The sequence below is a fragment of the Kitasatospora sp. NBC_01539 genome (assembly GCF_045040525.1).
Classification (GTDB): Bacteria; Actinomycetota; Actinomycetes; order Streptomycetales; family Streptomycetaceae; genus Kitasatospora.
Window position 1 is genome coordinate 9,252,743 of record NZ_CP109390.1, and the last position, 12,425, is coordinate 9,265,167.

General features: G+C 75.6%; 10 protein-coding genes. 7 read left to right on the plus strand and 3 right to left on the minus strand.

Annotation, left to right across the window (positions count from 1 at the left end):
* Positions 1–136: 136 nt before the first annotated feature.
* From OG335_RS40040 to OG335_RS40050, 3 genes are all read right to left on the minus strand, one after another.
* The gene (locus OG335_RS40040; RefSeq protein ID WP_405008922.1) at positions 137–1,324 is read right to left on the minus strand and encodes a UDP-N-acetylglucosamine--N-acetylmuramyl-(pentapeptide) pyrophosphoryl-undecaprenol N-acetylglucosamine transferase; all 1,188 of its coding nucleotides are present in this window, start codon (positions 1,322–1,324) and stop codon (positions 137–139) included.
* 150 nt (positions 1,325–1,474) lie between these two features.
* On the minus strand, positions 1,475–3,298 hold the full coding sequence (locus OG335_RS40045) for an ATP-binding cassette domain-containing protein (RefSeq protein WP_405008923.1): 1,824 nt from the start codon (positions 3,296–3,298) through the stop codon (positions 1,475–1,477).
* Positions 3,295–5,178: an ABC transporter ATP-binding protein gene (locus tag OG335_RS40050; protein ID WP_405008924.1), complete on the minus strand. Its 1,884-nt coding sequence runs from the start codon at positions 5,176–5,178 to the stop codon at positions 3,295–3,297. Before OG335_RS40050 ends, OG335_RS40045 begins: the two co-directional genes overlap by 4 nt.
* A gap of 664 nt (positions 5,179–5,842) precedes the next feature.
* On the opposite strand from OG335_RS40050, the gene OG335_RS40055 reads away from it, so the two are divergent.
* The 7 genes from OG335_RS40055 (at position 5,843) to OG335_RS40085 (ending at position 12,421) form a co-directional block, all read left to right on the plus strand.
* Positions 5,843–7,294 (plus strand): condensation domain-containing protein, encoded by a 1,452-nt coding sequence (locus tag OG335_RS40055; protein ID WP_405008925.1) that lies wholly within the window; start codon positions 5,843–5,845, stop codon positions 7,292–7,294.
* Positions 7,295–7,414: 120 nt separating this feature from the next.
* Positions 7,415–8,308, plus strand: coding sequence for a diiron oxygenase (locus tag OG335_RS40060; RefSeq protein ID WP_405008926.1), 894 nt, complete (start codon positions 7,415–7,417; stop codon positions 8,306–8,308).
* An 83-nt stretch (positions 8,309–8,391) separates the two neighbouring features.
* Positions 8,392–9,252, plus strand: a complete 861-nt coding sequence (locus OG335_RS40065; RefSeq protein ID WP_405008927.1) for an aminoacyl--tRNA ligase-related protein — start codon at positions 8,392–8,394, stop codon at positions 9,250–9,252.
* On the plus strand, positions 9,239–10,306 hold the full coding sequence (locus OG335_RS40070; protein WP_405008928.1) for an NAD(P)H-dependent flavin oxidoreductase: 1,068 nt from the start codon (positions 9,239–9,241) through the stop codon (positions 10,304–10,306). The genes OG335_RS40065 and OG335_RS40070 overlap by 14 nt, the downstream gene beginning before the upstream one ends.
* Positions 10,285–10,914: a holo-ACP synthase gene (locus OG335_RS40075; protein WP_405008929.1), complete on the plus strand. Its 630-nt coding sequence runs from the start codon at positions 10,285–10,287 to the stop codon at positions 10,912–10,914. Before OG335_RS40070 ends, OG335_RS40075 begins: the two co-directional genes overlap by 22 nt.
* Complete coding sequence (locus OG335_RS40080) at positions 10,887–11,195, plus strand: acyl carrier protein (protein WP_405008930.1); 309 nt, start codon at positions 10,887–10,889, stop codon at positions 11,193–11,195. The genes OG335_RS40075 and OG335_RS40080 overlap by 28 nt, the downstream gene beginning before the upstream one ends.
* The gene (locus tag OG335_RS40085) at positions 11,192–12,421 is read left to right on the plus strand and encodes a hypothetical protein (protein WP_405008931.1); all 1,230 of its coding nucleotides are present in this window, start codon (positions 11,192–11,194) and stop codon (positions 12,419–12,421) included. The genes OG335_RS40080 and OG335_RS40085 overlap by 4 nt, the downstream gene beginning before the upstream one ends.
* The last annotated feature ends 4 nt before the right edge of the window (positions 12,422–12,425 follow it).

Below are 12,425 nucleotides of genomic sequence, written 5' to 3' on the forward strand. Positions count from 1 at the left end.
CGCCCCTCGCGGGGGAGACGGCCCGGCACTCGATCACGCCGAGTGCCGGGCCGCCGTCCGGCCCCGGCCCCGGTCGCGTGGCCCGGGATCCGGGGTCCGGGGTCCGGCGCCGCCTGCTCGTCAGGCCGCCGGTCGGTCAGGCCCCGGCTGCGGACAGCAGTACGTCGACCAGCCGCTCCGCCGCGTCCGGCCGGCCCTGCTGCCGGGCCCGGTGCGCGGTGTCGGCGCGGCGCGCCGGGTCGGCGAGAAGCGGCGCGAGCGCCTCCCGCAGGGTGTCCGCCGTGACGTCGCCGAGCAGGGCGACGGCCGCCCCGGCCTGCTGGAGGTGCGAGGCGTTGTGCGCCTGCTCGTCGCCCGCCGAGGACGCGAGCGGGATCAGGACGGACGCCTTGCCCAGTGCGGTGAGTTCGGCGATCGTGCCGGCGCCGCTGCGCGAGACCACCACGTCGGCCAGCGCCAGCACGTCGGGCAGTTCGGGTCCCACGAACGGGGTGACGAGGTAGCGGGCGGCCAGGTGGGCCGGAAGCGCGGCGGCCCGGGCCCGCAGGCCGTCCGCGTGGGCCGCGCCGCACTGGTGCACCACGTTGGCCCCGGCGAGCAGCCACGGGAGGGCGGCCTCGACGACCGTGTTGATCTGCAGCGACCCCTGCGCGCCCCCGGTGACGTACACGGTGGGCAGCGTCCGGTCGAAGCCGTGCAGCGCCAGTGCCTCGACCGCCTTCTCCGCCTGCCCGGCGAACACCTCCGGGCGTACCGGATTGCCCGTCACCACCGCGCGGGACCGCGCCGACTCCGGCAGCAGCGGCACCGTCGACTCCGAGGAGACCGCGACCCGTGCCGCGGTCGGCGCCAGGAACCGGTTGGCCAGGCCGAGCCGGACGGTCTGCTCGTGGACGACCAGCGGGGCCCCGCAGCTGCGCGCGGCCCGGCCGACCGGGACCGCCACGTAGCCGCCGGTCGCCAGGACGACGTCCGGGGCGTACCGGGCGACGATCCGCCGGGCCTTCACGATGCCCTGCACCACCCGCACCATGTCCCGGATGTTGGCCGGGGAGGCCAGCTTCAACGGGTTGCCGGAGCGTCGGATCTTCCCGGTCGGGACGGCGGCGAACGCGATGCCCTCACCGGCGGCGACCCTGGACTCCAGGCTGTCCGCGGAGCCCACCCACAGCACGTCGAGCCCGCGGCCGCCGGCCGCGAGGCGCGCGCGGAGCGTCCGTACGGCCGTCAGCGCCGGGTAGGTGTGTCCGCCGGTGCCGCCGCCGGTGACGACCAGGCGCAGCGGCCTGCCGGGGGCGGACGGGGGGAGGGTTTCGCGGGTCACGGAAGCTCCTGATCTGAGCGGCACTCGGCCGCGGACCCGGCCGTGGACTCGGCCGCGCCGGAGGACAGTTGGACAATCCGGACGATAGCAGGGCAGGTGGCGCGCCGGCCGCGGACCGTCCGCCGGTCAGCGGGGTCGCCGGCAGGTGTCTCAGTGGTACACGCGCGCCTGCAGGTCGTACAGCTCCGCGTACAGCCCGTCGGCGGCGACCAGGTCGGCGTGGTTGCCGCTCTCGCGGATCCGGCCGTGTTCGAGGACGACGATCCGGTCGGCCATCCGGACGGTCGAGAACCGGTGCGAGACCAGCAGGGTGACGGCGCCGGACCCGGCGCGGGCCTCGGCGGCGAGGTCGGCGAAGCGTTCGAAGAGGGCGTGCTCGGCGGTGGCGTCCAGGGCGGAGGCCGGTTCGTCCAGGGCGACCAGCAGCGGGCGGCGGCGCAGCAGGGCGCGGGCCAGCCCGAGCTTCTGCCACTGGCCGCCGGAGAGTTCGGCGCCGTCGCCGTAGCTGCGGCCGAGGAGCCCGTCCAGGCCGCCGGGTACGAGTCCGGTGATGGGCCCGGCCTCCGCGGAGGCCAGTGCGGCGTGGATCGCCTCGTCGTCGCCGAGCCGGTCGAGGTCGCCGATGCCCACGTTGTCGCGCAGTCGCAGCTCCAGCCGGGCGAAGTCCTGGAACAGCGTGGCGGCCCGGCGCTGCCATGCGGGCCCGTACGCGGCGAGGTCGACGCCGTCGACGAGGATCCGGCCGGAGGTGGGCCGGTAGAGGCCGCAGAGGAGTTTGACCAGGGTGCTCTTGCCGGCGCCGTTCTCGCCGACCAGGGCGAGCGCGCTGCCCGCGGGGATGTCCAGGGTGATGTCGTCGAGGATCGGCCGGTCGCTGCCCGGGTAGCGGAAGGAGACGTTCTCCAGCCGGATGCCGTGGGTGAGCCCGGCCGGCGGCCCGGCCGCCCCGGTGTCGGCTTCGGCCCCGGTGTCTGCTTCGGCCCCAGTGGGCGCGGGCGGTGCGGCGTGCGCGGACGGCCCGGTGAGGTCGGCCAGCCGCTGGAGGGTGCGGCCCGCGCCCTGAAGGACGGTCAGCAGGCCGAGGGCGGTCGACACCTGGAGGCTGATCTGCGCCGCCAGGGCGATGACCAGGATGACGTCGCCCAGCCCCGCGCCGCCGTCGACGGCCTGCCGGGCCACCACGAAGATCGCCGCGCCGTAGCCTGCCGCGAAGACGAGCTGTCCGGCGGCCCGCAGCAGGGCCGCCGTGAGGTGGGCGCGGCGCAGGGCCGTGTCGGCCCGCCGCCAGGTCCGCCGGTGGCGCCCGATCAGGACGGCCTCGGCGCCGGCCAGCCGGATCTCCCGGGCGGACGCCTGGGTGGTGGCGGCCTCCAGCAGGTGGCGGCCGAGCCGGATGCCGGGAGCCGTCGCCTCCTTGGCGCGCTCGACGAGCCGCTGGGCCCGGTTGCCGGCGGCGACCGGTACGACGGCTGCTGCGGGCAGCAGCACCAGCCACGGGCTGAGCATCCCCAGCAGCACGGCGGTGACGCCGAGTTGGAGGGCCACGCCGCCGAGCTGCAGGACGGCCTCCAGCGAGCCGCGGGTGCGCGGCAGTTCCTCGCGGACGAGGGCCAGGGTGTCGGCCCACCCGGGCCGGTCGAGGTCCTCCAGCCCGGCGGTGCCGTGCGCGAGCCCGATGACCTCGTTCTGCAGGGCGAGCTCCTCCAGCTCGCCGAGCTCGAAGTAGGAGAGGTGCGCGAAGTGCGTCATCATCAGTTCGAGGACGAGCAGCAGCGCGGTGGTGAGCGCGAGCCAGGTGGCGGTGCTCGCGGAGCGGGCGACGGCCGCGGTGGTCAGCGACTTGAGGCAGACGGCGATGAGCGGGGTGGCGAGGTAGCCGATCGTCATCAGCGCGACGGCGCGGGTCAGCCGCCGGGCGTCGCAGAGCACGGCGAGGCGCAGCAGGCGGCGGACCGCCAGGAGCAGGGTGGTCATCGGGGGCCGCCCGCGGTCATGGTGAGGTCCTCCTGCTCGGTGAAGCGTTCCGCCTGGATCCGGAACAGCTCGGCGTAGCGGCCGTCGAGGGCCATCAGCTCGTCGTGGGTGCCCGACTCGGCGACCCGGCCGTCGGCGAGGACGACGATGCGGTCGGCCCGGCGGACGCTGGAGAAGCGGTGCGCGATGATCACGCTGGTCACGCCGCGCGTCGTGTCGAGGAAGCGGTCGAAGAACGCGGCCTCCGCCCGGACGTCGAGCTGGGCGGTGGGCTCGTCGAGGATCAGCAGGGAGGCGCCGGCGCCGACCGAGAGGAGGGCCCGGGCGAGGGCGATCCGCTGCCACTGGCCGCCGGAGAGGTCGGTGCCGTCCTCGTACTGGGCGCTGAGCACGGTCTCCAGTCCGCGGGGGAGGCCCTCGACGAGTTCCCGGGCGCCCGCGCGCCCGGCGGCCGCGAGCAGTGCCTCCGGGTCGGCGAGGAGTTCGGGCCGGCCGATGCCGATGTTCTCCGCCGCGGTGAGCTGGTAGCGGGTGAAGTCCTGGAAGATCACCGCGATGCGGCGGTGCCAGGCGGCGGCCGGCAGGGCGGCGAGGTCGGTGCCGCCGGCGGTCAGCCGTCCCGAGGTGGGTTCGTGCAGTCGGGCGAGCAGTTTCACGAGGGTGGTCTTGCCGGCGCCGTTGAGTCCGACGATCGCGGTGGAGCGGCCGGGGGCCAGCTCCAGGTCGAGGCCGTCGATGATCGTCCGGCCGCCTCCCGGGTAGCGGAAGGAGACGTTCTCGAAGCGGATCGCGCCGTCCGGCACGGTGGTGGCGGTGGCGGCGGCCTCGTCGGCGGCCCGGTGTTCGGCGGCGCGCTCCTCCAGCCGGCCGATCGCCTCGAACGCGGCCAGCCCGTCGCGGGTCTGCACGTCGCTCTCGGGGAAGTACACGCCGAACCGCAGCGGGATCAGCACCGCCTGGAGCGCGACCGAGACCTGGAGGAGCGAGAGCGTGCCGTCGGTGCCGCCGCGGCCGATCAGCAGCAGGGTGGTGCCGCCGCCGAGCAGCCCGACCGCGGCGAGCCCGACGAACGGGCCGAACAGCAGGCGCCGTCGGCCCGCCCACAGCGGGTCGAGGTAGCCGCGGGCTTCGGCGCTGTGGCGCTCCCGCAGCCAGGGCAGCAGCCCGAGCATCCGGATCTCCTTGGCCATGCCGAGGCCGCCGGCCGTCCGGCGCAGGTAGGCGAGGCGGCGGCGCCGTCCGGCGAGCGACCCGCGCAGGGCGCCGAACCGGTCGAGCGAGCCCCGCTGGCCGAAGCGGATCACCAGCGCGGTGCCGGCCACCAGGGCGCCGGCCGCCGGGCCGAGCACGAGGCCGACCATCACGGACGCCCCGAGCAACTGCGCGTAACGGGCGGTCAGGGCGACCGCGCCCGCCGCGGCGTCGCCTGGGGTGGGGGTGGCACGCTCGAATCCGCCGCGGGCGTCGGAGAGCACGTCGAGGACGTCCTGGTGCTCCAGGTCGGCGATCGGCAGACCGGTCAGGGCACAGTCCATCAGCCGGGCGATGCAGGCGCCGTCGACCTGGCGGATGATCAGCTCGCCGAGCGCGGACTGGAACGGGGTGAGCAACTGCTGGACGACGAACGCGGCGACGGCCAGCAGCGGGGCGAGCCCGAGGACGGCCCAGCCGCCGCCGTCCAGGGCGGCCGGCACGCGGGCGATGAGCCGGCTCGTCCAGGCGATGAAGACGATCGGCAGCAGGCCGACCGCCGTGTGCAGCAGCAGGGCGGCGGCGAGCAGGCCGGGGTGGACGTGGCGCAGCAGCCGGGCGAAGTCCGCCCAGCGCCGGAGGCGGCGGCCGAGCGGCCCGGCGGCCGGGACGGGAGGTGCGGGTGGCACGCTGAAGCCCCCTGGGCTGGAGTGACGGGTGGGTGCGCAGCCCCGTGCGGTCCGGTGCCCGGGCGTGTGCGGGCCGCGGTGCGAGGACGGTCGTGGAGGGGTGGGCGCGGGGCCGGCGGCGGACGGCGCTGTCCCGGCCGGCGGCGGGCCGCCCCGAGTCTGGCCCAGACCAATTCGTGCGTCAAGGAATTCATCCCCCCGTCATCTCCTGTTTCCTGGACACTGCCTGAGAGTTCTGATCCACCCAGTGGATTGGTCTGGACAATTCAAGGGTCGAGTCGCTAGCGTCCTGCATCGGCCGAGGCGGTCGGTACGGGAATCACCCGTTCCCGCCACGGCCCGCGCCCCGCGGACCAGCGCGGACCAGGAGAGTGCCGGCATCGAGGCCGGCGCCCGTACCTGCCCGTCCGCGAACCCGGGGCGCCGTCCGATCCGTCGAGCGGCACCCCCGCCCGCGGTCCGGCACAGCCCCGGCTGCGGCGCCTGCGGGGAGGCCCGCCGCCCGCAGGCCCGCGTGTCCGCGGCCGCGCAGACTCCCTCCTTCTCCTTCCCCCGCGCCGACAGCGGCGACCCCGGCAGCGGCGACCCCGACTGCGGCCGCGCCGGCTCCCCGCCCACCCGACCGCCCGCCCGCACCGGCGCGGCGTCGCAGCGAGAGGAACGCATGGAAACCCGACCCGCCGGCTCGGCGGACTTCCACGGAGGCCGCGCCGGAAGTGCGCCCATGACGTGGGGCCAGCGAGCGATCTGGAAGTCCATCAAGTGGCTCGACGAGGGCGCCCACTACTTCAACATCAGCCGCACCCTCGACCTGCCCGACGGACTGACGTACGACCAGGTCACGGCGGCCGTGGGCCTGCTGGTGCTCCGCCACGAGGTGCTGCGCACCCGCTTCCACGACGACGACCGGGGACCCACCCAGGAGGTCGACGCCGAAGGCGCCCTGCCCGTGCCCGTGCTGGACACCTCGGCGGCGGACCCGGCGACCGTCGCCGCCGACCTCGCGCGGGAGCTCGCCGGCCGCGCCTTCCGGCACGACACCGAATGGCCGGTGCGCTGCAGCCTGGTCCTCGACCGGGGCCGCCCCGCCCACCTGGCACTCGTCTTCTCGCACCTCGGCGCCGACTTCTCGGGTGTCCGGGAGGCGCTCGCCGACCTCCGCGAACTGCTGGCCGGCCGCGTCGGCCCCGTGCCCGCGTGGCAGCCGCTCGACCAGGCGCGTCACGAGACCGAGGGCATCGGCGCGGCCCGCGGCGCGGCGTCGCTGGAGTACTGGCGCCGCACCCTGCGCAGTGTCCCGGCCGCGATGTTCCCGGCGGTCGTCGAAACCGAGGGCGAAACCGAAACCGGAACCGAGGCCGATCCCGGGTCAGCGGCCGGGGCCGGGGCCGGGACCACCGGCACCGCGGGTGCCGACGCCGAGCGGTTCGTCCGGCTGCGGCTCGACTCCCCGGCACTCGCCGTGGCGGCCACCCGCATCGCCGACCGCTGCCAGGTCAGCACCGGCACCGTCCTCCTCGCCGCGACCGCCGCCGTGCTCGGTGCCTGCACCGGCCACGGCATCGTCGCCCTGCAGCTGATCGCCGTCAACCGGCACGACGACCGCAGCCGCCACCTGGTCGCCGCCATGGCCGAGAACGCCCTCTTCGCCCTCGACGTCGGCAGCGGCACCTTCGACGACGCCGTGCGCCGCACCTTCCTCGCCGGCATGAACGCCTACCGCTTCGCCCAGTACGACCCGCTGGCCATGGACGACGTGCTCGCCGAGGCCCGCGAGGCCGCCGGCGGACGCCTCGAACTCGGCTCCTTCTTCAACGACAAGCGGATGCACGACCGCTGGTCCGACCTGCCCGACACCGGTGACTCCCCGGAGGCGCTGCGCGCCCTCGCCGGGAAGAGCGAGGTCACGTTCGTCGGCGCGTGGGAGCGCCAGGACGCGGTCTTCTTCGTGCACACCGCCTACGACCCCGGCAGCTGCCTGCTGCACCTGATGGCCGACACCCGGCTCGTCCCGCGGCCCGCGATCGAGCGCGTGCTGCTCGCCTTCGAACGCCTGCTCGTGGACGCCGCCCTCGGCCCGGTCGACCTCGACGGCTACGCGATCCCGACGGGCTGACCCGCCCGACGGACGCCCCGGCCCCGCCATCGCACGCGTCCCGCCGCCGCGTGCCCCGCCGCCATGCCCGACCCACCCTGCCGCCCTGCCCCGCACCGCCGCACGAGCCACGGAGGACCCATGACGACCGCCACCAACCCCCAGCCCGTGTGGGACGACGAGGTCGCCACCGCGGTGCAGCGCCTCACCGCCGCCGCCGAGAACGACTACTACAACCCGTACCAGACCTTCGACTGGCCCGACGCGATCCCCGAGGGCGCGCTCTGGATGAGCGAGGACCTGATGACGGTGCACGGCACCGCCGCCGCGGCCGACCTCACGCGCGAGCAGTACCTGGCGCTGGCCAAGTGGGAGAGCGTCAACTTCTACAGCCTCAACGTGCACGGCATCCGCGAGCTCCTCCAGGAGGTCGTGCAGCGCATCCACGCCCCCGGCTACGAGATCCCCACCCCGTTCTTCCACCACTTCCTCGGCGAGGAGAACGAACACATGTGGTTCTTCGCCGAGTTCTGCCTGCGCTACGGCGGCAAGCTCTACCCGAACCGGGCCATGGCCTTCTCCACCGAGAAGCACTCCGCGCTGCTCGACAACTTCATCGTCTTCAGCCGCATCCTGATCTTCGAGCAGATCGTCGACCACTTCAACAGCAGGATGGCCGCCGACACCGCGCTGCCCGAGACCATCCGCGCCATCAACCGCGTGCACCACCAGGACGAGTCCCGCCACATCGCGTTCGGCGCGCAGCTCGTCCGCGCGCTCTGGGCGCGCCTTCAGGAGGCCGGCGACGAGCGGGAGAACGGCCTCGCCCGGCAGTACGTCGAGAAGTACATCGCCACCTCGATCCAGCAGCTGTACAGCGTCGACGTGTACCGCGACGCCGGCATCGCCGACCCGTTCGCGTTCCGCACCCGGCTGCTCGCCGACCCCGCACGGACGGCCGTGCACGAGGCCATCGCCCAGCGCACCACCGCCTTCTACCGCCGCATCGGCCTCCTCGCCCCGACCGCCGGCTGACCCGCCGCACCGCACCGCACCGCACCGCACCCCGCGTTCCCGCCGACGCGCCCCTGCTCGCCCCACCGGACGAAGGTCACCCCATGGCACCGCGCACCGCCGCCCCCGCACTCCTCGACGGCTCCGTCACCCTCCGGAACCCCGGACCCGGCCTGGTCGTGCTCGAACCCGCCCGCGCCGCGCTGCTGCACGAGCTCGACGGCCTCTTCACCGGCCTCGCCGACCTGCTCGGCGCCCCCGGCGTCGTCGGCCCGCCGCTGCTCCCCGCCGACGGCCTCGCCTCGCTCGACTACTTCCGCAACTTCCCGCACCTGGGCGTCGCCGCCGCCCGCTTCCCCGAGGACGCCGTCGACGCGCTCGCGGCCGGCCGCGCCGTCGCCGACCAGCCCGTGCAGCCGACCGGCTACCTGCTGCCCTCCGCCACCTGCTACGGCCTGCTGCTCTCCCTCGCCGGGCAGGAGGTCGGCGACGACCTGCGGCTCACCGCGATCGGCCGGTGCTTCCGCAACGAGGACCACTACGACGGCCTGCGCCGCCTGTGGGGCTTCCACATGCGCGAGGTGCTGTACCTCGGCACCGCCGACGGCGCCCGCGACCACCTCGCCGCCTCCCGGACGTTCATCGACGACCTCGCCGAGCGGCTCGGCGTCCCGCTGACCTACCAGCCCGCCAACGACCCCTTCTACGACCGGACGGGCTCGCGCGCCAAGCTGATGGCGCTCGACCCGGTCAAGTACGAGTTCGTCGCCACCGACGGCACCGCCATCGCCTCCGTCAACCGGCACCGCAACTTCTTCGGCGAGCGGCTCGGCATCACCTCCGACGGGTCGGTCGCGCACAGCAGTTGCACCGCCTTCGGCGTGGAGCGCTGGGTGCACGCCATGGTGCTCGCGCACGGCACGCCGGAGCGCGCCCTGGAGCGGGTCCTCGATGTCCGCGGCTGACCCGGCTGACCCGACCCAGACCCAGATCCAGACCCCGGCTCCGGTTCTTGCCGCCGTTCCCGCTCCGGCCGAGGCCGCCGCCCGGGGCTGCCGGGCCCTCGGCACCGACCTGCCGCTCGTCCAGGCCGGCATGGGCGGGATCGCCTCCCCGGCCCTCGCCGCGGCCGTCAGCGACGCCGGCGCCCTCGGCACCGTCGCGCTGTACCGCAGCGACGGCCCGCAGAGCGCCGCCCTGATCGCCGACACCGCCCGCCGCACCGGCCGTGGCTTCGGGGTCAACGTCATCCCCGAGGTCGCCGGCCGGGTGCTCGCCGAGCAGGTGCGGGCCCTGATGGAGACCGCCGACCGGCCGCTGCTGCTCAACAGCTACGGCCTGCCGCCCGAGCAGCACGTCCGCGAGGTCCTGGCGGCCGGCCACCGGCTGCTCGTGCAGGTCGGCACCGCCGCCGACGCCGCGGCCGCCGCCGACCTCGGCGCCCACGCGATCGTGCTGCAGGGCGTCGAGGCGGGCGGCCACCACCTGGGCGGCGGCTCCACCGCCGACCTGCTCGCCGCCTACGACCTGGCACCCCCGGTGTTCGTCGCCGGCGCCGTCGCCACCGGCGCCGACCTGGTCGAGGCGCTGCGCGCCGGGGCGAACGGCGCGCTGTGCGGCACGGCGTTCGTCGCCACCGCCGAGTCCGCGGCGCACGACGCCTACAAGCGGGCACTGGTCGGGGCCGGCCCCGGCGACACCGTGGTCACCGAACGCTTCTCCATCGGCTGGCCCGGACGGTCGCACCGGGTGCTGCGCAGCCCCGTCACGGAGGCGGCCGAGCCGCCGCCCGCCACGTTCGTCGCCTGGACGACCGTGATGGGCGCCCGCCGTCCGGTGCCCCGGGGGTCGGCCGCCGCGCCGACCGTCGAGGCCGACGGCCGGGTCGACGAGATGGCCCGGTACGCGGGCCTGGGCTGCGGGCGGGTGACCGCGATCGAGCCCGCCGCCGTGGTGGTCGCCCGCTTCCGCGCCGAGTACCGGCAGGCGCTGGCCGCGTGCGCGTCCCCCGCCCGGTGACGGCGTCCTGGGACACCGTGCCCGCCGACCGGACGCTGCACGCGATGCTGGACCGCCTGGTCGGCCCGGGCGCGGTCACCCCGGGCGCGGTCGGCCGGGGTGCGAGGGCCGTCGCGCCCAGGGTCGGCGTCGACCTGGTGCACATCCCGCGGGTCCGCGCGCTCGCCGAGCGCCACGGCGCGCGCTGGCTGGCCGACCACTTCACCGAGCGCGAGCAGGCCGAGCTCGCCGTGGTCCGCGGAGGCCGGGCCGCCACCCTGGCCGGACGGATCGCCGCGAAGGAGGCGTTCATCAAGCTGCTGGCGCCGCGCAGTCGCCTCGTGCTCACCAGGGACATCGAGGTGCTGCGTGCCCCGGGCGGCGCACCGCTGGCCCGCCCCGCGGCCGGAGCGCTGGCCGAGCTCCGCAGCAGCGGCATCGACCACTGGTCGCTGAGCATCACCCACGAGGGGGAGTGGGCGCTGGCCGTCGCCGTCGGCAGCCGCCCGGTCCCGGCCCCCGATCCCCTCGCACCCCTGCCCGACCCCGACACCGACCCCCTGCCCGACCCCGACCCACGACCCGCACCGGAGGAGCCGTCATGCAGCAGATCGCCGAGTGGATCCTGAGCAAGAACCCCGAACTCGACCGCGAGATCACCCGCGACGAGGACCTCATCGAGGGCCGGCTGATCGACTCGCTGGACTTCCTGGAGTTCATCTACCTCCTGGAGAGCCTGTCCGGCGAGGTCATCGACCTGCAGGAGGTCAGCATCGACGACTTCCGCACCCTCACCCGCATCCAGGAGCGGTTCCTGGCCGGCACCGCAGCGGCAGCCGCATCCGCATCCGGCGTCACAGCCGGTGCCGGTGCCGGTGCCGCCGACGTGCCGCAGCCGGCGGGCCGGTGAGCGCCGCCGCCGTCCGGTTCGGCAGCTGCGACGCCGAGCGCCTCTGGCGGCCGACCGGGCAGGCGGCGCTGCCCGCCCTGCGCGACCCCCACGCCGAGCTGCTGCTCGGCGGCATGGACGAACTCCTCGCCGTGCTGTGCGGACCCGACGACGTGCTGGTGACCCGCCACCGCGCGCCCGCCGCCTTCGCCGAGGTCATGCGGGAGGCCGGGTTCGGCGCGCGCCACGTCACCGCCCCCGGCCCGGCGGACCTGCCCGTCGAACAGCGGCTCGCCGAGCACGGCCTGCCTGGCCTGGAGGGCGCTGCCGCGCAGCCGTACGCCGTGGTGCCCGGCACGCACGAGGCCGCCCGGCGGCTCGGCCTCGCCGGCACCCTGCCGGACCCGGACGCCGTGCGGCGGGTCAACTCCAAGACCTGGTCGACCCTGCTCGGCCTGCCCGGCTCCGGACGCGTCGTCACCACCCTGGCCGAACTCGACGAGGCGGCCACCGTGCCCTGCGTCCTCAAGGACCCGTACGGCGTCGCCGGGCAGGGCAACAGGGTGGTCGACTCGCCGGCCCGGCTCGCCCTCGTGCGGCGCGGCCTCGAACGCCTCCCGCAGGACGGCCTGGAACTCGTCGTGCAGCCGCTGTACGAGCGCGGCGACGACTTCGCCGCGCACCTGGTCGTCGCCCCGGACGGCGGCACACGGTGGCTGGGGGTGCGCCGGCTCGTCAACGAGGGGCACTCCTTCCGCGGCTCCGGGCCGGTCACCGCCGAGCTGATGCACCGCCTGGACCGCGCGGGCTACCGCGAGACCGTGGAGAAGGTCGCCGCGGCGGCCGCCGCCGAGGGCTACCACGGCCCGCTGACCGTCGACTCGATGACCACGGCCGACGGCACCCTGGTGCCCGTGCTGGAGGTCAACGCGCGGCTCTCCCCGGGCCTGATCGCCCTGCACCTCGGCGCGCCGCTGCGCATGGCCTTCGTCAAGGTCGGCGACGAGCGGTTCTTCGAACGGTTCGTCCAGGCGCTGGCGGAACGCGGCCGACTCGCCGTCGGCGGCCGCCCGGGCATCCTGCCGCTCGCCGCGTCGACGCTCGTCCCGCCGCGCGGCTGGCTGTTCTACGCCGTGCTCGGCGAGGACACCGCCGACGGCCGGGAGACTGCCGACGGCCGGGACACCGCCGGTGGCGCGACCGGCGCCGACCGGTGCGTCGCCGAGGTCCTGGCGGCGCTCACGTGACGGA